The sequence below is a fragment of the Candidatus Sungiibacteriota bacterium genome (assembly GCA_016432465.1).
In the GTDB taxonomy this organism is placed as follows: domain Bacteria; phylum Patescibacteriota; class Minisyncoccia; order Sungbacterales; family HO2-52-23.
Genome location: CP066690.1, coordinates 812,294 through 834,360, shown reverse-complemented (window position 1 = coordinate 834,360; position 22,067 = coordinate 812,294). Strand labels below are relative to the sequence as shown.

Annotated in this window: 19 protein-coding genes and 2 tRNA genes; 8 read left to right on the top strand and 13 right to left on the bottom strand. The window is 45.0% G+C overall.

Annotation, left to right across the window (positions count from 1 at the left end):
- Positions 1-40: 40 nt before the first annotated feature.
- On the bottom strand, positions 41-1,222 hold the full coding sequence (locus HYW89_04505) for a DegT/DnrJ/EryC1/StrS family aminotransferase (protein QQG45227.1): 1,182 nt from the start codon (positions 1,220-1,222) through the stop codon (positions 41-43).
- A 73-nt stretch (positions 1,223-1,295) separates the two neighbouring features.
- Between HYW89_04505 and HYW89_04500 the strand changes: the two genes are divergently transcribed.
- Positions 1,296-1,922: a class I SAM-dependent methyltransferase gene (locus HYW89_04500; GenBank protein ID QQG45226.1), complete on the top strand. Its 627-nt coding sequence runs from the start codon at positions 1,296-1,298 to the stop codon at positions 1,920-1,922.
- Entirely contained in the window at positions 1,919-3,355 is a 1,437-nt protein-coding gene (locus tag HYW89_04495) for a glycosyltransferase family 39 protein (GenBank protein QQG45225.1), read from the top strand. The genes HYW89_04500 and HYW89_04495 overlap by 4 nt, the downstream gene beginning before the upstream one ends.
- Before the next feature lie 646 nt (positions 3,356-4,001).
- Here the strand turns inward: HYW89_04495 and HYW89_04490 are convergent.
- Positions 4,002-5,057 (bottom strand): protein kinase, encoded by a 1,056-nt coding sequence (locus HYW89_04490; protein ID QQG45224.1) that lies wholly within the window; start codon positions 5,055-5,057, stop codon positions 4,002-4,004.
- 164 nt (positions 5,058-5,221) lie between these two features.
- Here HYW89_04490 and HYW89_04485 point away from each other — a divergent pair, with 164 nt between their 5' ends.
- Positions 5,222-6,187, top strand: coding sequence for a hypothetical protein (locus HYW89_04485; GenBank protein QQG45223.1), 966 nt, complete (start codon positions 5,222-5,224; stop codon positions 6,185-6,187).
- Between the two features lie 10 nt (positions 6,188-6,197).
- Positions 6,198-7,313: a hypothetical protein gene (locus HYW89_04480; protein ID QQG45222.1), complete on the top strand. Its 1,116-nt coding sequence runs from the start codon at positions 6,198-6,200 to the stop codon at positions 7,311-7,313.
- A 178-nt stretch (positions 7,314-7,491) separates the two neighbouring features.
- On the opposite strand, the gene HYW89_04475 is transcribed toward HYW89_04480, so the two are convergent.
- The 6 genes from HYW89_04475 to HYW89_04450 form a co-directional block, all read right to left on the bottom strand.
- Positions 7,492-7,839 (bottom strand): DUF3147 family protein, encoded by a 348-nt coding sequence (locus HYW89_04475; protein QQG45221.1) that lies wholly within the window; start codon positions 7,837-7,839, stop codon positions 7,492-7,494.
- A gap of 223 nt (positions 7,840-8,062) precedes the next feature.
- Positions 8,063-8,443 carry a hypothetical protein gene (locus tag HYW89_04470; GenBank protein ID QQG45220.1) on the bottom strand — a complete coding sequence of 127 codons (381 nt, stop codon included), beginning with the start codon at positions 8,441-8,443 and terminating at the stop codon, positions 8,063-8,065.
- A gap of 94 nt (positions 8,444-8,537) precedes the next feature.
- The gene (locus HYW89_04465) at positions 8,538-9,770 is read right to left on the bottom strand and encodes a hypothetical protein (protein ID QQG45219.1); all 1,233 of its coding nucleotides are present in this window, start codon (positions 9,768-9,770) and stop codon (positions 8,538-8,540) included.
- A gap of 278 nt (positions 9,771-10,048) precedes the next feature.
- Positions 10,049-10,507 (bottom strand): hypothetical protein, encoded by a 459-nt coding sequence (locus HYW89_04460; protein QQG45218.1) that lies wholly within the window; start codon positions 10,505-10,507, stop codon positions 10,049-10,051.
- A 48-nt stretch (positions 10,508-10,555) separates the two neighbouring features.
- Positions 10,556-12,298: a hypothetical protein gene (locus tag HYW89_04455; GenBank protein ID QQG45217.1), complete on the bottom strand. Its 1,743-nt coding sequence runs from the start codon at positions 12,296-12,298 to the stop codon at positions 10,556-10,558.
- The gene (locus tag HYW89_04450) at positions 12,291-13,235 is read right to left on the bottom strand and encodes a DUF4238 domain-containing protein (GenBank protein ID QQG45216.1); all 945 of its coding nucleotides are present in this window, start codon (positions 13,233-13,235) and stop codon (positions 12,291-12,293) included. The genes HYW89_04455 and HYW89_04450 overlap by 8 nt, the downstream gene beginning before the upstream one ends.
- A gap of 615 nt (positions 13,236-13,850) precedes the next feature.
- Here HYW89_04450 and HYW89_04445 point away from each other — a divergent pair.
- The gene (locus HYW89_04445) at positions 13,851-14,804 is read left to right on the top strand and encodes a site-specific DNA-methyltransferase (protein QQG45776.1); all 954 of its coding nucleotides are present in this window, start codon (positions 13,851-13,853) and stop codon (positions 14,802-14,804) included.
- A gap of 5 nt (positions 14,805-14,809) precedes the next feature.
- Positions 14,810-15,331 carry a hypothetical protein gene (locus HYW89_04440; protein ID QQG45215.1) on the top strand — a complete coding sequence of 174 codons (522 nt, stop codon included), beginning with the start codon at positions 14,810-14,812 and terminating at the stop codon, positions 15,329-15,331.
- Between the two features lie 407 nt (positions 15,332-15,738).
- Here the strand turns inward: HYW89_04440 and HYW89_04435 are convergent.
- The 3 genes from HYW89_04435 to HYW89_04425 all read right to left on the bottom strand — a co-directional run bounded on the left by HYW89_04435 (position 15,739) and on the right by HYW89_04425 (position 19,028).
- A tRNA-Asn gene (locus tag HYW89_04435) sits at positions 15,739-15,810 on the bottom strand.
- A gap of 228 nt (positions 15,811-16,038) precedes the next feature.
- The gene (locus HYW89_04430; protein ID QQG45214.1) at positions 16,039-17,262 is read right to left on the bottom strand and encodes a sigma-70 family RNA polymerase sigma factor; all 1,224 of its coding nucleotides are present in this window, start codon (positions 17,260-17,262) and stop codon (positions 16,039-16,041) included.
- A 5-nt stretch (positions 17,263-17,267) separates the two neighbouring features.
- Positions 17,268-19,028 (bottom strand): DNA primase, encoded by a 1,761-nt coding sequence (locus tag HYW89_04425; GenBank protein QQG45213.1) that lies wholly within the window; start codon positions 19,026-19,028, stop codon positions 17,268-17,270.
- Positions 19,029-19,183: 155 nt separating this feature from the next.
- Between HYW89_04425 and HYW89_04420 the strand changes: the two genes are divergently transcribed.
- The gene (locus HYW89_04420) at positions 19,184-20,356 is read left to right on the top strand and encodes a sodium:calcium antiporter (protein QQG45212.1); all 1,173 of its coding nucleotides are present in this window, start codon (positions 19,184-19,186) and stop codon (positions 20,354-20,356) included.
- Between the two features lie 51 nt (positions 20,357-20,407).
- Here the strand turns inward: HYW89_04420 and HYW89_04415 are convergent, their stop codons facing one another.
- Positions 20,408-21,493: a hypothetical protein gene (locus HYW89_04415; protein ID QQG45211.1), complete on the bottom strand. Its 1,086-nt coding sequence runs from the start codon at positions 21,491-21,493 to the stop codon at positions 20,408-20,410.
- 161 nt (positions 21,494-21,654) lie between these two features.
- Here HYW89_04415 and HYW89_04410 point away from each other — a divergent pair, with 161 nt between their 5' ends.
- Positions 21,655-21,849 (top strand): hypothetical protein, encoded by a 195-nt coding sequence (locus HYW89_04410; GenBank protein ID QQG45210.1) that lies wholly within the window; start codon positions 21,655-21,657, stop codon positions 21,847-21,849.
- A 108-nt stretch (positions 21,850-21,957) separates the two neighbouring features.
- Here HYW89_04410 and HYW89_04405 read toward each other — a convergent pair.
- Positions 21,958-22,041 (bottom strand) — tRNA-Ser (locus HYW89_04405).
- Positions 22,042-22,067 lie beyond the last annotated feature (26 nt).

The window sequence follows — 22,067 nt, the reverse complement described above, 5'->3', positions numbered from 1 at the left end:
CCCGGGAATCAAAACCTCCTCGGGCAAAAGTTAAAAATTTCTACCGTCTGAAAAACTCGCGTACGGAACTTATGACATACTCTATTTCCTCCTCGGTCATCTCGGGGAAAAGCGGTAGGGCAATGTTTTGACGCGCATATCTCTCGGCGACAGGAAAAGATCCCGCGGGAAGCCCTGCTCTCTTCCACGCTTCCTGCTCATGCAAAGCATGGGGATAGTAAATTCCGGTCTCAACTCCGCGCGCGCGCAGGAACCCCTGCAGTTCATCCCGTCTTTTGCTAAAAAATACGGCGCGGTGAAAAACAGGAAACTTATCGCTGGGAGGACCTTCTTTGCGATCTATCATTGGTTCAAGGTCGCGTAAGGCCTTAACGTAGCGCAAGTAAATTGCGGCCCGCCGGAGATTTCGTTCATCAAGAGTGGTAAGCCCCAGTCTTAACCAAGCTGCCTGCACCTCATCCAGCCGGCTATTCCATCCGTAAACCACATGCTCATATTTTTTCGCCTGTCCGTGGTCCGCTAAGAGTTTTACTTTTTCATAAAGAGCGGTATCGTCAGTAGCAATACAACCAGCATCACCCAAAGCGGCAAGATTTTTTACAGGACCGCAGCTAAAGGCATTAATTTTGCCGAAACTTCCGACTTTTTTTCCTCTGCCGCCCGTCCCTTCAACTCCGTGCAATTCTTGAACCGCGGCCCCGTGAGCATGGGAAGCATCTTCAATCAGGGGAATGTTGTACTTTTCGGAAAATCTTATTAACTTTCCGACATTGCATGGCAAACCAAGCATATGAACAGCAATTATGGTTTTGGTCCTTTCGGAAACAACATTGGGTAACGCCTCATAGTCCGGCCCCAAATCTTCAGAAGACATATCAACCAATACCGGCTGTGCCCCTAAAGCAATGATGGCCTCTACGTCCGCAATAAAGGCGTTAGCATGAATAATTACTTCATCCCCCCGACCAACACCCAACGCTTCCAAAGAAAGAACAAGGGCATCGGTACCCGAAGCAACCCCCAATACGTGTTTTACTCCGAGATACGCCGCCCACTCCTCCTCAAATGCTTTTTTATGCGGTCCGTTAAGAACTTTCCCGGAGTCGGTAATGTTTTTCAGACACCGCAGCCATTTCTCACTTACTAATCTGGCGTAGCGCCCCAAATCAAGCTGCGGAACTTTGGCGGCCCATTTTTCTGGTGCCTTACTTGTCGAGACCATAAATTTTCCCTAGTATACACTGTATATATAACCTAACAGGTCTACTGCTAGTTTCATTAGTAAAATCATTAAAATGGGCTTTTTACAATTTCTTAAAAATTTACCCTTGATTGACCTTGGCACCGGACACGCGCGGCACTGGGCTAAAAGCAAAAAGGTTTGTTTCCGATTTGCTAAGAAATTTGCTGTTACCGGAAAAACAGCGCTGGACATGGGTTGCGGAGACGGCTTTTGGTCACAGAAGTTGACCGGTCTTGGCTATAACGTAACTTCGGTTGATCATGAAATGCAGTACTCCAAAACTAGAATTGTGGATCTGGAAAAAGGACTCCCCTTCCCTGATCTGTCATTTGACCTTGTTTGGTCAAGTGACGTGCTGGAACATTTATATACGCCCAATCATCTGATCCGGGAGATCAAACGGGTTTTGGGGCCAGGCGGCCTACTGCTGCTTACTACGCCTAATTCCTATTTTTGGCTTTATACCTTTTTTAAAATTTTCGGCTATACTCCTAAGGATCTGCAAAATCCTGACCACAAAAAGTTTTTTAGTCTTAAAGATGTCATGCAACTTTTCCCTCACGCCAAAATTTTTGGGTTCTTCCCTTACGCACTTCTAAAGTTTACCCTTTCACATCCGCTTTTGACGCATTACTTATCACCAACTTTTATCGTTGTCGCAAAAAAAGAATCGCTGTGATTCCAAAAAAACTTATTATAATTATCCTTCTTGCTTTGGTTGTTCGCTTGCTGCTCCTTTCTGCGCTGCTTCTCAATTTTGGAGAAACGGGGCTGGAACTTACTGACTCCAGAATATTTTTGCGAACTGCCAATAATCTTCTGGCAGGACACGGATTCTCCCGGGAACCCGAACCGCCTTTTTTACCGACCGCCTTTTTCCCGCCTCTTTATCCGCTTTTAATTGCCGGATCAAAACTTATAGCCAGTTCCATACTTCCGGTTTTGATTTTACAAATTATTCTTGCTTCGTTAATGCCGTTGGTGGTCTTCCGAATTGGCGAGCGTTTATCTGTACGCCCTTTCGTCTCCGGAGTGGCCGCCGGACTCACGGCGTTTGAGCCCTTGGGGGTTTTATGGAGTATTACCGTAATGAGCGACGTGGTTGCTGTTTTCTTTTTGCTTCTGGCTGTTTTTTTCTTTATAAAACTGCTGGGAGATTTTTCAGTCCGTTCGGCTCTCTTTTCCGGTTTACTTCTTGGCCTTTCTACTCTTACTCGCCCTCACGCTCAATTTCTTTTTATACCGGCCGCCGTTTTTCTTTTCATTCTTCTTCTTAAAGGATCCCTAAAAAGAGTGCGGTCGGATCCCGCCCCCGAAGAAAGAATCGTGCTGGCGGCTAAACAGAGGGCCTTAATCCTGTTAGTGTTTACCGTCTTCTTTCTCCTCACCCTCTCGCCTTGGCTGCTCCGCAACTACATTCGCTTTGGCACAATAAGCGTGTCCACCACCGGAGTTCGCAACATTTATTCGTCTCTTGGCACCTCGGTAATGAACTATAAAACAGACCAGCCTTATGGCGAAGTGCAGGAAAAACTTTATAAAACCCTGGCTTTACGGGAAGGCCTTACTATTAAGGATTTAAAAGAAAATCCGGCTTACGGATCTTTGTTGGCGCGTGAAGGAATTAAAATTATGCTTGAAAATCCCAAAGAAACGCTGGCTGTTTTTGCGATAAGCATAAATTCTTTCTTTACCCAAGATTTATATGCCACTTATTTACGGCAATACAGGGTAATTCCGCGCTTTGCCATGGACTTTTCCCCATCCGTGACGCTTATCAAAGAAGGGCCCGGGGCGCTTGCCAAGCTCGTCTGGCAAAGACTCGGAGTACTTTTTTTAATACCATTAGCGGGTAGAATTTTCTGGATATTTCTGACCATCTTGGGGGCTCTCGGCGCTTTTTTGGCAGTTAAAAGGGGGGGCGCTGGGAGAGTGATTGCTCTCCTCCTTGCTCTACTTATTATATATTACGCAACCACCTCCATTGTTGCGGGCTTCAGCGACTACGGCCGGCACCGCTATCCGGTCAATACCTTTATATTTTTGCTGGCAAGCTACGGCCTCTTTTCGCTGGGCAGGGTTAAATTTCTAAAGAAGCACCCAACCCCATAACGCTTTTATCCCCCCACCTTCCCAGAATACCTCGTAGCTTGGCCTACTCCGCGCGCCGTCGCCAAAGCTATGGCGGCGTGCGACTGTAGTCCCGCTAGAAGCGGGACGAAGGCTGGACTGCGGGGATGAATGGGCGCTGTAGAAATCCTTCCCACGGGGTCCAATACCACGCTGGGAAGGTGGGGGGATTTATTGCGCTTGACACGCCTCCGTAACAGACACCGATGCTTTTTATGAGGGGTTACTTGTGGTTGACAGGTCATGACTGATTATGCTATGCTTAGGTTGTTATAATCCCTCTGCGTTGCCTGGGCAGTGCCAGCGGCTGACCCAGTCAACAACGCAGAGAGTTTTAGCCCCGTAGCAGTTGCCCGATGAAATCGGAAGGTCACCGCGCTGGCGGCCCTGCTCCCGACGTATATCGGTCCACAACGCTACGAGTTACATCCTCGCCCAACTCGCCAAGAGAAGGGCGTTTTTAATTATACAAAATTCAAATTGTGGATAATCCTGTTTTCACTACGCCTCAACTCACTATTGTTTGGAAACAAATGAAGCCAGTTTTATCTGGCCTTTTGGAGCATCTCCAAAAGGCCAGATAAAAACACCGCACGGTTTATTCCGTGCGGGGAAACCCCAAAACAGATTAGTTAAATCCCGGAATTGGTTTCAGACTAGAACGACTCCTGCCAAAAGATTCTCTGCGAATCTCCAAAAACTCGTCCCAAAGATCCATCTCATTCGGGCTACTCGGCCATTTTGGTCTAGACAAAGGATCACGGACAATCAATTTCTTGATGAACTTCTGCATGGGCAGGGGTGTATTGGTTGGTACCTCTTTTCGTAACAAACAGTCCGGATCGCCGGATAAGGCATAAATCATTGTCATGCCCAAACTATACATGTCAGCCTCCGGCAATATCGTTCCGCCGGCTATAACTTCGGGGGCCGAAAAAAACTCAGTGTAACCCTTACTTCCGGACTTGGCTTTAGGTTTAATCTTGGACAGCCCAAAGTCAACAACAGAGGCTAAATGTTTGTCCGGCTCAACAATGATATTGTGCGGTTTTAAATCACCGTGCACTATACCTTGATAGTGGATGTAACGCAAAGCATTTAAAACCCTCTCCGTGACCCAAGCTACATGTTCCGGATCCAATCTCCTGCTGTTTTCTGATAACTTCTCAACGAGTTGAGTCAGCGTTGGACCGGGAATATAACTCATCACTAAAGCCAGCTTTCCGTCCGGCATTCTTAACAAACCACGAACTGCCGGAACTGAATAATGTCTAAGATCCCACATGGCCTTAGCTTCCTCAATCAGAATTGCTTCATCAAAAGGATCCAGATTATGACAGTGCTTAATACACACCGGTTCGCCAATAGTCATGTGCTCGGCCTTGTAAGTGCATCCAAATCCGCCCTCGGCAATTTTTGCCAGTATGCGGTATTCTCCAACAATCTTGCCGGTCAAGTCTCTAAACCTATGTTCATACCTCGCTCGGGCCCTGGGATCGGAAAGAACGGCATACGCCTCGCTGACTTCTTTAGCACGCTCCTCATCTGCTTCCGTTCTGTTGGGCGGATCTGGATGATGTTTAGCCATAAGAGCCCTGAAGGCTGCATGCAAAACCTCCGGAGAAGCCTTTAGACTAACTTCCAGCACTTCGTAAAGTTCTTCAATGGACCTAGCGTGAGCCATCAAACCACCTATAATAAAAATTGGGGAGCTGCTTATATGCTACCCAGAAGTGTCATTTTTGTCAAGCCATTGACAGAATAGGTGACTTAGCTGTACAATCACTGGTGGGTCGGAGTGGACAGGATGGGTACCACTCCGAAAATCCCAAAACAACAGGAGGCAGTATGTCAGAGGCTGGCGATTATAGTCCGGGCGTCTGGGCTGGTCACGACTTTGCGAGCGCACGCAGGAATTACCGAGACTTTGCCGCAACTAGCATGGATAAGGCCCTCAGCCGCGGGACTACCGTTAAAGATTTGGTTCCAGCAAGTATCTCTACTGAAAGCGAAAACCCAATGGCTATTGTTACGGATCAGTCAGGCTCAATGGGTGAGTGGCCAGCAACCATGTTCTCAAAAATGCCATATCTGGAACACGAGGCAAAGACAGAATACATGGGGACAGACGTAGAAATTAGCTGGGGTGCTATAGGCGATGCCCGCAACAACGAGAAGTATCCGCTCCAGATGCGACCCTTTGCCAAAGGAACAGACCACGCTCAAAGACTTAAGGAACTGGTGATTGAGGGTGAAGGCGGCGGCACAACCCAGGAGAGCTATGAACTTGCGGCTCTCTATTGTGCACGAAACGTTGTTATGCCCAATGCCGTGAGGCCGCTTCTGATCGTCATTGGCGACGAATCGCCCTATGACTTCGTTGATCCGGAAGAAGCAGAATTGATCGCTCGTGTAAAGCTTCCCCAGAAGGTAAGAACCAGTCAGATCTTTGACGAATTGAAACAGAAATTCTCGGTCTACTTTATTCAAAAGCCCTATGGCCGCGAGGTGCTTTCTGATGGTCCGCTAACCGGCACTACCAAGAGAGTTCATGAAAATTGGGCTGCTTTGGTCGGTGAAGACCACATTGCACTTCTGGCTGACCCCGGCCGCGTGGTTGACGTAATTTTCGGCATCATGGCCCGAGAAGCCGGGAAAATAGGTTATTTCCGGAAAGAGCTTAGTGGTCGTCAAACACCGGAGCAGGTCAAAACTGTAATGACGTCTTTGCACACCATACATGCTTTGCCGAGCGGCGAACAGTCAAAGAAGTCTTTGGGCGAAGGACGATCTGTAACGATCAGAAAAAACTAAGGAGTCAGAGATGGTCACAGGACTGCGTAGATTTTTCCCGAGCCTCTCGCGAGTCAAGTCTCCAGAGGCTCTTTTATTTAAACCCCTCAAGCTTATGGTAACACTGTGGTCAAGCTTCCCGCATTTCACTAAATTTATGGATGACAAAAGAATTGCAGGAATACGACTGAATAGCGCCATGATAAATAATCCGGAACTGGAAAAAGAACTTACAGCCCTGCACGACCTTAAGCCCGCAGTGCCTCTGTACTTTGACGCCAAGGGCAGACAATTGCGTGTTGCGTGGGTAGACAAGGAAAACACCACCCACTTAGACTTGAGACTCAATCACCCAATTTCTGTAAAAACGCCGGTGATGGTTTTATTCAAGGCCGGCGCCGATAGCGCCATGTTGGAAAAACTTGAGGAGGACGGCCGGCGTCTTGTTTTTCGCGGTGGACCTGCGTACATGGTTTACCCCGGAGAGTCTATTCACATCCTAGACCCATCCTTAAAAACCAGCGGCCCACTGTTTACCGATGAAGAGAAAAGCAAACTGGAAAAAGTTCAAAGGGCAGGATTTAAGAACTACTTCCTGTCCTACGTGGAAGACCAAAGAGATATTGACGAGTTTCAAGAATTGATTGGCAGAGATACAGTCGTAATGCTCAAAATAGAAAACCGGCGCGGTCTTAATTTCGTGGCGCGAGGATTCCGAAAATCAGACAACCTTATTCTGGTGGCTGCCCGCGGCGATCTTTTTATAGAATTGGAGTGGCCACACATGATAGTGGACGCCCTAAGACTGATTGTTGGAAAAGACCCCGAAGCGTGTGTTGGCTCAAGAATTCTTCTTTCGGTAGTCAACGATATTAGAAACCGCAAAATCTCTGAAGCAATTAAACTGGTTCGTGCCCTTGACTTAAACAAACAGGATCCAGCGAGACTGGTAGAGACGACGCTTCTATCACTTATCAATAGGGATATTCCCTCCTGTGCAGACTTCTGCGATCTAACGTGGTTGTACGACATAGGCTACCGCACCATGATGCTCTGCGATGAACTGTGCCTTCGCGAAGATCTTCTTGATATTGCCATAGGCGCATTTGACGCATTCCGCAAAGACAGAGAGCGAATCAAAAGCTGATGCCCGTATCTTGGGCATCTTTTTTATTACTAACCATGAAGCCAGTTTTATCTGGCCTTTCGGAGATGCTCCGCACCGTGAACAATGTTAGAACCATTTTTAAGAGACAAAATGAATATATTTACATCCCAGATTTGAGGGAATATGCGAACTTATAAACTTACCCCCACCGCTATTTCTATATCTTTATTCCAAGCTTATTGAGTAAAACGGCATAGATGGTATACCCAAAGAACATGACTATTGATGATATAACCATAGCCGAACCAAACTTAAACCCCATTTTTAAAAGTGTTGGTAGGACAATAAAGAATAGCAACGAGGGTAATACTGCCCAAAAGATATTTGATGATAAATCTATAATCTTTTGTGCATCATTTGTATCACGATAAAGCCACATGATAGCCAAAATTGATGTAAGAGGCAACGAGGCAATAAGAGCGGCGACCAAAGTAAACCGTCGTGCCGCCTCAGACACCAGAGCAATTATCAACGCCGAGATTAGGACTTTAATTAAAAATTGCATATTTTTTATATCTTACAACATTTTACCCCCACGCCTCAACCCACTATTGTTTGGAAACAAAAAACTCCCAGCACGGGAGTTTTTTGCGGGAACAGCTCGCCCCGTTAGAGATGAGATGCCAATGGTATCTGCCGCATTTACAATGCGGATCTCTAACGTGGCGAGCGGGAAAGAATAAATCCCCGTTGCGCCCCTCGGCCCTCTGTTTTACTCCTATCAAGGTTTATAGCCCAGAGAGGTCGCTTTCTATTGCTTCTGATTCGGCATCAAGTCCTGATAGATTGGTTTCGTTGAGATCGGATCCAATAGCGTCAAGTTCGTCGGAAGTTCGCACGGTTTGCAAATTTTTTGCGGCTGTGTCTTCTCCAGAAGGAATGGCGAGTCCTTCGGCTTGAAGCGCCTGCTGTTCTTCTGGAGAAAGTTCAATAGGCGTCAAACCCTGCTCAATCGTAAGCGACTCTTTTTGATACGAAGGGCCCCGATTCAAGAAAAATAATACTCCTCCCGCGACAACAGCGAGAATAATAATTGCAATGATAAGTGTGTTTTTTCTTGCCCCGTTATAAGTCTGCTCCATGCGATTATTATAATTTGTTTCTGACATACTTTGTTTTTACTATATCCCCGTTAATTCAGCGCAGAAAAATTTTTATAAAAATTTTTCTGCCAAGAACTTCTAACGGGGTAAATAGCCATGATTATATACTGGTATTTGATCTGGAACTGTTGAAATCGACGCCGCCGCGGTAGCCGGCTCCTTGCGTATATATCTCAATAATTATGGCGCGGAGGTTTTCTATGTCTGTTTTCAGTTCTGCGGCGAGCGCGCGGGCTTCCTCCCCTTTTTCAGGAACGATGGTCAATTTGGCTAAGACTCCCTTTGCATTTTCGCCCAAAAGCAGGGATTCATATTTTGCCTTAAGTTCTTCCATCTTTGCCTCGTTTTCAACGCTCATATTTTTGGCTTTCTCAATAAGAATAGCCATGTTGCGTGGCGGAAATGTATTATTTACAGAGCCGGTTTTTGCTCGCTCTTCAGCTTCAAATTCAATTCTCATTTTTTCAATACGCGATTCCAGCCGGCTTAAAATATGGTCAAACCGGACCATGGCTGAACGGTAACGATTGAGCATGCGCAGTCCTTTGCCGTGGGCAACGGCAATGCGCGCCGTCTTTCCGTGGTCCACGTGGCCTATTGTTGTTTTTACATTTTCTCGGAAATTATCGCGAAGCGCTTTTGCGTTTTCGCGAATAGTTAAATTCACAGATATTATTTCTGTTTGAAATGCTTCGCGGTTGGCTCGGAGTTTTTCTATTTTATCTGTTTTTTCTCTTACGCTTTTGCCTTCTTCGTACCTATCAAACTCTGCAAGAATTTCCTGCTGCGTATCGTGAAATGCGCCTCTGTCTGGTTTATTTATAAAATTGACGCTTCCCTTGCCTCGTCTTGGATCGTCTTGTGTATTAGGAGCAGAAACTTTGCCACTCATTCGCTTAACTTCTCGATTTACTGCTGCTGGTTGCGGTGTTTTCCCCGCGGCAGGAGCAGAAACCGCCCCTCCTGTTGTAAATTCTTTTTCGGGAGAATCAGCTCCAGCCCCAAGCTCATCAAGTTTTGTAAAGACCGCCTCAATGCCCGTATCGCTTACACCAAACTTAACCAGCATTGCCTTGAGGTCAGCTGTGCTAATACCTCGAGCAAGAGCGTCCGTCACCTCGTTGATCTCCGCGCCGCCCGCGCCGTAGCGCAAAAGAATATCTCCAACGTGTTTGTTTGCTATTGGTATGTTTACTACTGATATTGAGGTATTTGACCTTGAGCTGTTGTAATCATCAGCCGCAAAAACAGGAATAACAAAGCCCACTGCAAGTCCGGCAGTAAACACTGCTCCCGCAATCAATAGTGTAATTTTTTTAGGCGTAAACCTCATTACTGTTACCATATCAATTATCCCAAGAAAAATCCAGAGTTGTACACAGAAACAGATTTATTTGCCATCCGCTACCTATATCTTGCTCCGCGCGCTTCACGCATTTAGAACCGCTATTTGGCAGATTCCCGGCAACATTTCTCCGTTTAAGATCGTGAACTACTGGTAGAAACACCGCGAATTACGAGCTGTGTGCCCCTGTGGCGAGCGATTAACCCCGGGTCAGAGCTTTGTACCACTGGCACCAGATTGACCCGAATTAGACGAGCTTAAGAAGTTTACAAATTAATCCTTGCCACATAGCTACGGAGACGCTGATATTCTTTGACGAGTTCAGGACAATTCTCAGTTACTTCTTTTCCGTCAATAACACGGAAAATTAAACCTCTAAAAACATCGATTTCGTAAACTCGATTCAGTTCTTCGGGGTTTTCCAAAAACCATTTGCAAGCCAGCTCAAAACTTCTCCGCCGTTCAAAATCAAGAGTATCCCAGATACGATCCAAATAATCGTGTGAAGTCCACGATTGAAATTGTTCCGCCTCATCTGGATTCTCTATAGCATCAGTTCTCATGTGAATTATTGGGGGGAATGGTTCATTGAAATTCCAGCTTTTACCGAATTCTTTATACCAATCGTGATTTATTTGCCTATGCTTATATCCCAACTCTCTCCAAGGATGATCTTTGTATTTATGCAAATCAAAATAACTGCGTCCAAACGCCATTAAATCCATCGATGCATGTACCCATCCTGCGGCCATAATATTTGTAATTAAAAAAGATTATTTGCGGTATTGAGCCAAGTGGCTGTCTCCAATACGATCACTCATAAAATTAAATAAATCCCGAAGATACGCCTCAATGTGATTTATTAAAGTTGTTGGTGACGGCGAATCTATCCCGATATCATCAATTAATCTTAGTGCGTCCTGCAGAAAATCTTCGGGAACCTGATCCAAGTTATCAAAAACCAGTTGTACATAATGTCGTGGATTATGTTCATTTGGTATCGTTATACCTCTTTTTTCCAGTTTATTCTTAAAATCCAAAATAGCTTTTTCGTCATTCGCATTAAAATTCCACTTATAGGAGTGTAATGCAAATTTTTTCCCTCCCAAATCAAAGTTCATTCCTTGTTGTCGCGGTTCACTGAGATGCTCAACAAATCTATTTCTGTAAAATCTTAGTACCGCATAAAGCCATCTGAAATGATGACCGAAATCATTTCTTAAATCAGCAGTTAGTTTTGATGGGTTCGGGGTAGTTGAAATCCAACTATAGAAATTGCTCAAATCTTCGAATGTTTTAGCCGGTGGCTTATCGAGAATAAACAATTCTATCAATGGGAGGGTCCTGCGAACCATGATTATTCCAAATATAAAAAGAGATTCAGCATCTACTCGTACGGCGGCGTAGGAGTATTTTTCATCAGGATGTGCGGGCCATGATTTTCTTTCTGGATTTGCTTTTCTCTGCGCCCATTCTTCTTTGTGTATATCTTGTATTTTGTTTCTAATATTTGCGTAACGGGTAGAAACAAGCTCAAAAGATTCAAGAGAGCTTAACAGCAAAGACATAAATTTATTTGCTTTATTGTCGGAGACGCTAAACCCAGAGAGCTCCTTTTCAAACCTCCTAAACGCAGTATTAGCTTCTACAAGTCTGTTAATGTCCATAAAATTTTTAGGATTATAGTTACTAAATGGCTCCCATCGCTTCATAAGAGCTAAGTTGCCTTCAAGTTCTGTTAGTTTATGCTTTTTTATCAGTCTTTCCGCTTGAGTAAGATAAAATCTTGACCTTATTGGACTTTGGAAAGAACGATATTCTGTTGAAAGAGCAAGCAGGGCGTCAGCCAGGTAGTCGTAATTCTTATGTTGCTTAAAAAGAGCAATCGCTTTATATAGGTTTGTTAAACAATCATTTTTCACAGTTTTAAGTTTACCTCTAGCCTCCTTACTGAGAACGAAAAAATCATCGGCCCCAATCCATCGAAAAATTTTCATGTTTGCTAACCGAGCATGAAACGGCGACTTTGATTTAAAACAGTACAACCTGAGTTGTAAATAGTATTGACCATAAACTTCACCAGTAGTTTTTAAGACGAAGGCAACGGCACCAGCGATACGATTTTTATTGATCGCCTCAAATGCTTTTTCTATATCAGCTTGAACATCGCTCCAGATTTTTTTGACTTGCATATCCAGTTCGGCATACCTTTTCTTTTCTGACTCAAGAGCAAACTGAAACCAGTGCGGTGCTAAAGTAATATTTTTCATCTCATGGATCAGAGTACCAGTTTGCATAATGAATACTTTAGCCCTAGTTATATAAAATTGCGCTTCCATCTCTGACCTACCTAATCTCTGCGCAGAAGATATTCCGTAGGTGCAAGCTAATACTAAAGCCGCTGAATTATCAACGGGTTTAAGCGAGACCATGAAATTTACAAACTGCTGTAGCTTTTCTGCGTCAGATAACGAAGATGCCTCTACTTCTTTAATTTTTTCGACTAGATCATTCATATCGTTTGCACTTACGCCGCCTCCACTTTATTTTTACATCATGCAAGAAAAAGCGAAGCCGTGTTTTTAACACTTTGATTAGAAATATCGGGTCCAAAGGAATCCTACTAAACCATATCCATTTTTTATTGCCAAATGGAGATACAAATTCTTTGTGACAGTGCCCGCGCGTCATCCTATTCATCATTTCTTCCACCGTATAGCCGTCAGCAAGTGAATAGCCATGATAATTAGCCCAGCAAAAGAAAACAGTTATTTCCGGCGATAGAGGCATCGTTAGTTGCACATTCTTCTGTCCAAAACCCGGGCCATAAAAACGCTGCCATTGTAAATCTGGGTTGAAAAGAGTGCATGGATCATCAGATGTAATGAACCAGTGTTTTTGAGGATTTGCCGAGCATACAAACGCAACACTCATCTGATGCAAAATTTTAGTTAAAAAGGGCAACCCATCTAACAACTGAAGTTTATGGATGTCATTTTTATACGATTCCCATTCTTGTATTTGCTTAGAATTAGTATTCTTACCGTGAACCATTAATAGCTGTTTGCCGTGATCTATAATCTGTTGGATGAAATTTTCATGATTCTTCTTCATGCGCAATGTCCTTTGAAGTTGGGCTGCAACAAAAACACATAAAATAATGTGTTCGTAGTCTGTTAGAAGGAGTTTCTTCTTGATTTTACTTTGAAATATACCGGCGTAGTTACCTTCAATATTCGAAAGTGTTTGTTCGATGCGGTAGTCCTTGGTGCCACTTATTTTTATCGTGTAGAGATGATTTGATGTAAAAGTTTTTTCTGGTTTCTGTCTACGAACATTTTTCCCGTCTTTATTAAATATCCAAAGCAATCCGTCTCGCGGATCAGTAAATTCTCTTAAATAGCAGGCCGGTACATAATGCTGTCTTTTTGGATTTGATGTTTTTGTTCCCATGTCTGTGGATAACTCACTTGTTACATCTTCGGCAAATCTTCGGTATACTGATAGTGTAAGAAAATAAGTACGCTGAGTCAATCGTTTATGGCTACTCTAACCAAGCGACAAAAACAAATCTACGACTATACCAAGTCCTATATCAACAAGAAGGGCCTTTCACCAATTTTGGAAGAAATTAAAAAACACTTCCGACTCGCATCACTTTCTACGATCCACCAGCATATCGGAACTTTGGCAGATAAGGGATTTATTACTAAAGATGATAATTCGACGCGTGGTATTAGTTTAGTGGAAAAAGCCGCCAGGCTGGTGAAAATCCCGCTACTCGGGACTATTGCCGCGGGCCAGCCGATTGAAGCGATACAAGAAAAGGAAACCATCGCGGTCCCTCAAAGTAAGTTGCCTCGAGGTGGTGAATTCTATGCCCTCCGCGTAGTTGGCAACAGTATGATTGACGAGAATATTAACGACGGCGATGTCGTTTTAGTGAAACAACAAGCCGTTGCTGACAATGGCCAAAAAGTAGTTGCGCTTATAGACAATCACGAAGCGACGCTAAAGAAATTTTATAGAGAGCGCGGTCATATCCGTTTACAGCCAGCAAATAGAAGCATGGAGCCGCTTATTTTTAGAAATGGCCGGGATGTTTCAATACAAGGAATAGTTCTCGATGTTATTCGTGAGAACATCAACACTACCCCATTAGAAATTTCTCCAGAAATAAAATTCTACAACAGAGAACAGAAAGTAACTACATCAAAACCATATTATGAAAAGCCAGGGTTTAAACTTTACCAAGCGAATTGTCTCAATGTACTGGCAAAACTTCCAGAAAACTCAGTTGATATGATTTTTGCCGATCCACCTTACAACCTTTCCAATGGCGGCTTTACGGTTCACGCAGGGCGAATGGTTAGCGTGAATAAGGGAGATTGGGACAAAAGCAAGGGGTTCAAAGATGACTATGATTTTCATTACAAATGGATGGAGGCGTGTCGGAGAGTTTTGAAGCCGCACGGCACTCTTTGGGTCAGTGGTACTTACCATTCAATTTATCAGTGTGGTCACGCCCTACAGGCCCTCGGTTATCATATCTTAAACGATATTGCGTGGTTTAAACCAAACGCGTCACCGAATCTTAGTTGCCGATATTTTACCGCAAGTCACGAAACCTTAATTTGGGCGAGAAAAGAAAGAAAGGCGAAACATACATTCAATTATGATCTAATGAAAAATGGCCATTGGGCAGAGGATAATTTAAAAAAACCAGGTCTCCAAATGCGCTCGGTTTGGTCAATGGGCACGCCAAGACCGATAGAAAAAAGGTTTGGGAAACATCCTACACAAAAACCAGAAGATTTGTTAAAAAGAATAGTACTCGCAAGCACAAATAAAGGTGATTTAGTTATTGACCCATTCACCGGGAGTTCCACTACTGGCATCGCGGCCTATCTTCATGGTAGAAAATTTATAGGCATCGATACCGAACCAAAATTTTTAGATTTATCCGTTAAACGCTTTGAAGAATTGAATCGAAATCTATCACTAAAATTTAATAAAATATAAAAATTATGAAGGCAAAAGGTGTAGGAGGGGGAAATACAATTACGGGATTAAATTTTGAGAAAGAGCGCGATATTTTAGAAATTCTCAAAAAGGCTAAGGATTATTCTGTGAAAGGCAGTGTAATTTATTATCGTGGCAAAGAAGTAGCTCGCAGTTACCGCAAGCAGGGGCTATATAAGTTGTTATTGGAAAGGAAGATCAATTGGCATAAATTAGTTTCGAAGCGTCTTTTTCCAGACGAGGCCTTATATGTAATCGTAAATAACACACTCTTTATTATTGAGATGAAATTTCAGAAAGTCGCGGGATCGGTTGATGAGAAGCTACAAACTTGCGACTTTAAGAAAAAACAATATCGCAAACTTATGGCACCGCTGAATATCGAGGTTGAATATGTCTATATTCTCAACGATTGGTTCAAAAATCCCGCATATAAAGATACGCTCGATTATGTTATTTCAGTTGGGTGTCAATATTACTTCAATTACTTACCGCTGCAAAAAATAGGATTACCGGTGCCTCGATAAGGTTGCTAATTTTCATCTATTCCCATATCCCGGGGATAAAAATCTTTATAACAAAATCGAGATCCGGTCTCATCCCACGGTTTCCTTGAAACAACTCTATTAGAGTGCCGTCGTGTGTTTTATATGTTTTGAAAGCAACAACTCGCGGCCTCAACTGCGTGAGGTTTATGCCATCGTAATACTGTGAACTGTAGTACAGCAAAGCCTTCGAAATACTCGCAAAGTTTACCCCCGCATGGAAAAAATTCGAACAAAAGCAAAACACCGCCATTCCTAGCGGTGCATTGCTCATGACACTTTCTCATCATGCGTTGGAGCTCTCCGAACCTCGAAATAATATTCGAACCTCGGAAAAGCCCCCAGTGAAGGCACGATTCGGGGATTTCTACCCCAAATCACGCCCTTTGCTCCGGTGGCAGGATTCGAACCTGCGACCGTCTCCTTAACAGGGAGCCGCTCTACCACTGAGCTACACCGGAGCAGAGGATTTTATTTGTAAATATATTTGCTGCAGGATTCTTCGCCCGAGGCGAATCAGCCTTTGGCTGAGAACCTGCGACCGTCTCCTTTCCGCCAGAGGCGGATCAGCCTCAGGCTGAAACAGCGCGCCGCTCTACCGTTGAACTACTGCAGAGAGAGAATTTGGTGCGGGGCCCCAACCTTAACGTCGGGGCTACGCCGGAATGTTTTAAATTCTATACAAAATTTTAATATTCTTCAAGTTTTCTGGAGGCCTCGTGTAGTCTGATACGCTCCAGGGACTTGGCCTCAATTTGGCGGATGCGCTCGCGGGTTACACCAAACTCACTACCGACTTCCTCAAGGGTATGCGTGATGCCATCCTCCAAACCAAAACGCATACTCAAAATTTTCTGCTCGCGTGGGGTCAACTCTTTGATAATCGTAATCAGCTGGTCTTTAAGGAGACGACGCGCGGCAAACTGCGCGGGGGAAAGCGTTTTTTCATCAACAATAAACTCTCCCAAGACCGAGTCTTCCTCGTCGTCTCCCACCGGAGCTTCCAAAGACACCGTTTCCTGCGCAATCCTTTCAATGTGGTGCACCTTTTCCAATTCCAGTCCCATCTCCGCCGCAATTTCTTCCGGTAAAGGCTCGCGTCCCAAATCCTGAATAAGGCGGCGCTTGACCTGCTGGTATTTAGAAATTGTTTCCACCATGTGCACCGGGATCCGTATGGTTCGCGCCTGATCCGCCAAGGCACGCGTAATTGCCTGTCTAATCCACCACGTAGCATAAGTAGAAAACTTATAGCCGCGGCGGTAATCAAATTTTTCTACTGCCTTGAAAAGGCCGATATTTCCCTCCTGAATCAAATCAAGCAGCGTCAGGTGAGGCGAGCGGCCAACGTAGCGCTTGGCAATAGAAACCACCAACCTCAAATTGGCTTGAGTGAGTTTTTTTCGCGCTTCCTCATCTCCCCTTTCAATACGCTTGGCAAGGTCTTTTTCCTCGTCACCGGTAAGTAGGGTGATCCGGCCGATTTCGCGCAGATACATCTGCACCGAGTCCTGCGATAACTGCTCAAAGTCAATGGCCTCCTCCCGCTTTCTTTTTTTAGCGACGGCTTTTTCTTCACCCGCTTCTCCCAGAAGTTCCCGCGACTCCAGAATTTCAATATTTCCCTGTTCCAGCCTTTGATAAAGATCTTCCAGCAGCAAAATATCTTCCTCAATCGTAGGGAAATAGTAAAGAATTTCAGCATAAGTCACGAAGCCGCGCCCCCTGCCCCGTTCCATTAACGCCTTGATTTTCTGCTCAACCTCCTTGGCAACTTTTTTTAGGCCTGGCTGGATTTTTGTTGGAATCGGACTTTTAATCTTCGCCTGCTTAACCAAAATAGAAGCGCGGTTCTTTTTTCTTTCATAACCCTTAACTGCTGCTTTCTTTTTTATTGATTTTTTTGTATTCATAGAAATTATAAAGTTTTGAGCTTTCCGGAAAGGGCCTGAAAGTCCTGCAGAAGCGAGACAACATCAACGTGATCCCCCCTTTTTTCACTTCGCTCAATTTCCTCTCCTATCTTAAGGAGTTTTTCCTTAATGCACTCTTTTTCAAGTTCTCTTTTGCAAACCACAAATTCTTCCTCAATATTGCTTGTCATCTGGACAAGTACTTCTCCCTTAAACCGTAAGAGGTTTAGGTGCCCGGAGAGATCGCTGACGGCCGTCGCCTTCTCCTTAAGGTTTTCAAATAATCTCTCGTTTAAAGCGGAGGTAAAGACGAAATCATTCCCGCCGCTCAATTCCCGATCGCGGACCTCCTGACTAACAAGCGTCAGAAGAGTAAGCAATCTCTCCTCCAGAAGTTCACGTCTCGTTGGAATACGACTGCGGGGAGCGGTATCAACACTGTATTCCTGTGGTCCGCTTTTTACCCTATTTAATTCGTTCCAGACAGCATCGTCACGGATCCCAAAGCGTTTAGCAAGTTCTCCTACCCAATGTGCTTTTTCTATTTCGCCAGCAAGTTCCGAGAGCAACGGCAGAAGCGTCGCCGAAATTTTCTTTTTTCCGTCAACCGTGCGAGGATCGTGCTCCCGCAACATTTTATCAAAATAAAAGTCTACTACCGGTCGTGCCCCATCCACGGCGCTTCTCCATAGGGCCGCATCTTCTGCCACCGTGTCGGCCGGGTCCTTGCCCGAAGGTATCACTGCAATTTTCCTTTCAAATTCAAATTGCGAAGCCAGAGCCAGCGACCGTTTAGTAGCGGACTCGCCCGCGGCATCTGTGTCAAAAGAGCTAATCAGGGTCTCACAAAGCCTACGTAAAATTTTTAACTGGTAAGGAGTAAGGGCGGTGCCGGAAACAGCCACAGTGTTTTTAACTCCAGCCTGATGCGACATGATACAGTCCATCTGGCCCTCAACTACGATCACCTGATTTTTAGCGCGGATTTCGTTTTTGGCCTTTTCAAAGCCATAGAGGACACGAGATTTATCGTAAAGAAGGGTTTGCGGCGTGTTTACGTATTTGGCCTCTATCTGCGCGGCTTTGGATGCCTCTCCGCCAGAGGCGGATCCGCCTTCGGCGGAAAACACTCTCCCGCTAAAACCTACCACACGGCCATTGGCATCACTAATCGGAAACATGACCCGTGAGCGAAAACGGTCGTACCACGAAGTCCCATCTTCTGACCTTATGGCGAGGCCCGCTTTTTCAATTTCTTCTTTTTTAAATCCCCCAACGGTTAAGGCTTTCAGTAAAAAATCCCAACTCTGCGGCGCAAATCCAATACGAAATCCTTGAATTGTCTCGTCGGCAACCCCTCGCTTTTTGAGATACAACTTTACTGCCGGAGTAAGAACAAGGTTCCTTTCAAAAATTTTAGTTGCTTCTTCGTTGAGATCGTGTAATCTATTTTTCTCCGAGCGTATGGCTGGGTCTTCCCGTTTTAAAACCACGCCCGCGCGAGTCGCCAGCGTCCGCAATGCCTCCGGAAATTCCAGTCCTTCAATCTCCATTATAAATTTAAAAATGTCCCCCCCTTTGCCGCATCCGCCAAAACAGTGCCAGATTTGACGAGAAGGCGATACAAAAAATGACGGTGTCTTCTCCATGTGAAATGGGCACAGGGCCTTATAGTTTATCCCGGCCTTCTGAAGCCGGACATAGCCCTGGATTACATCCACGATATCCAAACGCCCTTTAATATCGTCAATCGGGGTAAGAGTCATAATTAAATGATATGGGGTAAATAAACGAATTGCAAATTGGCTTGACTTAAATCTAATGAAATGTTACAATTTGACTAATAGTTCACTGAAAAAATTTGCGCCGCAACGGAAAAACTGGAGGATAAATGGCTGGGAAATTCGGATGGGCTATCTCTATGAGTCTTGTGCCAATCCCCTGGATTGCACTGAAAATTTTCGGTGCCGAACCGAGTCCCATTCTTATTTCTCTAATTACTGGGTTAACTATATTTGCAGCAGCTTTTCTGCTAACTTGGGCTTCGGAAGCTGCGGAACGTGACGTTACCGGATCTTTGATTATCGCCTTAATTGCTTTGATCGCCGTTCTCCCCGAATATGCAGTGGATAGTACTCTGGCTTGGTCCGCAGGAAAAGACATATCGTTTGCGCCTTATGCCATTGCCAATATGACCGGCGCCAACCGTCTGCTGATTGGCATCGGCTGGGCCTCGCTGGTCTTTTTGTCGGCCCTAAAAACCAAAGGCCATAAAACCAGTGTGCAGATTCATCCCATCCAGCGTCTGGATTGCGGAATTCTTGCTATTGCGACTCTTTATGCTTTTACCATACCGCTGAAAGGGTTTCTGGCCTGGTTTGACGGATTGCTTCTTGGCGGGTTGTTTATATTTTATCTTGTTAAGATTCTGCGTTTCCCCAGAGTGGAACTTGAAATCATTGGACCGGCCAAGGCAATTTCTGAAATTGAACCCAAAAAGTGTCGGGTAGCTGTCTGGGTGGGCCTCATGGCCTATGCGGCTTTGGCTATTGCCATCTCCGCAGAACCATTCGCCCATAGTCTGATTACGACAGGGAAAGCGCTGCAAATTGACGAGTTCATCTTGGTACAATGGCTTGCCCCACTTGCTTCCGAAACTCCGGAATTTGTCATAGCACTCCTTTTTGCCTGGAGACTAAAAGCTACCAAGGGCCTCGGGGTTCTTGTTTCCTCCAAAATAAACCAATGGACGCTTCTTATCGGCACTCTTCCTCTCGTCTTTTGGCTTTCGGAAAAGTGGCACGGTTCGGCCGGACTTACCTATTTTCCTCTGGACGCACGCCAGAGTCAGGAAATTTTTCTTACCGCCGCACAGTCACTATTCGCAGTAGTACTGCTTGCCAATTTAAGTCTTTCTCTCAAGGAGGCCTTTGCGCTTGCCATTTTATTTTGCACCCAGCTTGTCATGCCCTGGAGCGAGGCACGAAACGTCTTTACATATATATACCTTGGACTCGCAGTGATTGTGTTTCTTGCCACTCCACGGACTTCTTTACACTCTTGGAGGGCGGTCCTGCGCGCCCTTAAACATTAAAGCGCCGCTCAAAAAGCGGCGTTACATTTTTGTACATTCTCCGTGTATGTCTTACGTTACACCTAACGCATGCGCAGTCCGGAAATAGAGTGCGGCACTCCAAACCTGATCAACGCTACCATAACCCCTTCCAGTGGTTGGATCATAAAACTCATAGAACCCGTCAAGTGTAGTCCACTTTTGGAGCTGTCTTTTTGCTATATCGGTCCTGCCTCCTTTCAGGGCGGCCAAGATCATAAACCCATGAATGAATGGCCAGATCACGCCGAACTGATTTGTTCTCAACATGACTGCGGTTTCTTCTTTCGACTTTGGGGGCAAGGTCACCTTATTTATTTTATATCCGTATGGTGTATCCAGCGCCTCTGCGCTCTCAATAATGGATGGCCAACGATCCTGTGGCGCTACATCAAAAAGAATGGCCAGGGAATTGCCCAAGGTATCAAAATCATCAATACCGATATAGTCACGATAATAAGAACCGGTCCAAAATCGCTCGTTGATAGCGGCCTTGATGGCTTCTGCCTTTTTTGTCTCGCCCAGTAGCGCATATGCCTGATATAGCAAGCAGTTGTTTGTCAGAAGAAATTTATCAGTAAGGTCGGGGCGTGTGTCTCGCCAGTCGCCTCCGAAAATAAGTCCGCCCTTCATAAGTGATGACTCGACGTAACCAAGAGCCGCCCGAATGTGCGAAGTATGCCTCATAAGAAAAGTGTCATCGTGTGTTCGACGTACAAAGCTGGCGACAGCAAGCGCATAAAGCAGTTCTGAATCCCGCGTCCAGGGCGAAAGCTGGCCGATGCCATCTTTACTGAAATATTGGCGAAGAAGAAATGACATTCGTCGATTCTTAATGGCGTGCCACGCCTTGAGCAGAAGCCATCGCAACGGCTTGTCCAGAAACATAATGGGTATACGCCCATCACTGTATTGGCGCCTAGAAAGTTCGTTTAAATGAAGTTTAACAACTTCTGGTCTACCAAGGTCCAGAAGCGCTTCTTCAGTGGCTAGAGCAAAATCACGTGTCCAGCACTGATATTTGTAACGAATAGGGCTTGCCCATACGCCCTTGAGGCCGATGCAAGTTTCAATAACCCCTACGGCCTGTCGAATTTTTTGAGTCGCACCTGTTTCCATAGTAGTATCCTTTCAAAAGGCATAACTCTAGAATAACATTTTTTATTACATTTCGTCAACCTTCCTCGGGGGGGTATTCTAAGTCTGTTGGTTGACAAACAGAACCTATCTTTGATAATCTTTAAGAGTTCTTTCAACCGCAGTCTTAAGGAGGGAACAAAATGAAGCACGGAGTCGATGTGACAGAAGCTACACACGTCAAGGTAAACGGCCAGCTTGAAAAGATTGTCTCCAAATGGGGCATCAATGATAAGGGTCAGCTTGCGAAACCATCAGAGGGTGGGTTCGGAGTTGTAACCGAGAGCGGTCGGCGCGTTAGTATGTGGCAAGCTCAATCGTATTCACGCGAGGAGTAATAGGGATAACCGTATCCCACAAAGATCACCAACCGAAAGGCTTTTAGCCGAGTAGGTTGTTTTTTTATAAAAAGGGCGCCCGGTCTCTCGAACGGGCGCACAATCTATCGGAGGGTACAGGATTCGAACCTGTGAGGGATTTCTCCCACACGCTTTCCAAGCGTGCGCCTTAAACCGCTCGGCCAACCCTCCATTTATAAATGGGATTGCGATTTGCG

What these genes read in the sequence shown, in the direction of transcription:
- HYW89_04505 (QQG45227.1), bottom strand. Translation starts at nt 1,222, where the DNA reads ATGGTCTCGACAAGTAAGGCACCAGAAAAATGGGCCGCCAAAGTTCCG.
- HYW89_04500 (QQG45226.1), top strand. Translation starts at nt 1,296, where the DNA reads ATGGGCTTTTTACAATTTCTTAAAAATTTACCCTTGATTGACCTTGGC.
- HYW89_04490 (QQG45224.1), bottom strand. Translation starts at nt 5,057, where the DNA reads ATGGCTCACGCTAGGTCCATTGAAGAACTTTACGAAGTGCTGGAAGTT.
- HYW89_04485 (QQG45223.1), top strand. Translation starts at nt 5,222, where the DNA reads ATGTCAGAGGCTGGCGATTATAGTCCGGGCGTCTGGGCTGGTCACGAC.
- HYW89_04480 (QQG45222.1), top strand. Translation starts at nt 6,198, where the DNA reads ATGGTCACAGGACTGCGTAGATTTTTCCCGAGCCTCTCGCGAGTCAAG.
- HYW89_04475 (QQG45221.1), bottom strand. Translation starts at nt 7,839, where the DNA reads ATGCAATTTTTAATTAAAGTCCTAATCTCGGCGTTGATAATTGCTCTG.
- HYW89_04470 (QQG45220.1), bottom strand. Translation starts at nt 8,443, where the DNA reads ATGTCAGAAACAAATTATAATAATCGCATGGAGCAGACTTATAACGGG.
- HYW89_04465 (QQG45219.1), bottom strand. Translation starts at nt 9,770, where the DNA reads ATGAGGTTTACGCCTAAAAAAATTACACTATTGATTGCGGGAGCAGTG.
- HYW89_04460 (QQG45218.1), bottom strand. Translation starts at nt 10,507, where the DNA reads ATGGATTTAATGGCGTTTGGACGCAGTTATTTTGATTTGCATAAATAC.
- HYW89_04455 (QQG45217.1), bottom strand. Translation starts at nt 12,298, where the DNA reads ATGAATGATCTAGTCGAAAAAATTAAAGAAGTAGAGGCATCTTCGTTA.
- HYW89_04450 (QQG45216.1), bottom strand. Translation starts at nt 13,235, where the DNA reads ATGGGAACAAAAACATCAAATCCAAAAAGACAGCATTATGTACCGGCC.
- HYW89_04445 (QQG45776.1), top strand. Translation starts at nt 13,851, where the DNA reads ATGGAGCCGCTTATTTTTAGAAATGGCCGGGATGTTTCAATACAAGGA.
- HYW89_04440 (QQG45215.1), top strand. Translation starts at nt 14,810, where the DNA reads ATGAAGGCAAAAGGTGTAGGAGGGGGAAATACAATTACGGGATTAAAT.
- HYW89_04430 (QQG45214.1), bottom strand. Translation starts at nt 17,262, where the DNA reads ATGAATACAAAAAAATCAATAAAAAAGAAAGCAGCAGTTAAGGGTTAT.
- HYW89_04425 (QQG45213.1), bottom strand. Translation starts at nt 19,028, where the DNA reads ATGACTCTTACCCCGATTGACGATATTAAAGGGCGTTTGGATATCGTG.
- HYW89_04420 (QQG45212.1), top strand. Translation starts at nt 19,184, where the DNA reads ATGAGTCTTGTGCCAATCCCCTGGATTGCACTGAAAATTTTCGGTGCC.
- HYW89_04415 (QQG45211.1), bottom strand. Translation starts at nt 21,493, where the DNA reads ATGGAAACAGGTGCGACTCAAAAAATTCGACAGGCCGTAGGGGTTATT.
- HYW89_04410 (QQG45210.1), top strand. Translation starts at nt 21,655, where the DNA reads ATGAAGCACGGAGTCGATGTGACAGAAGCTACACACGTCAAGGTAAAC.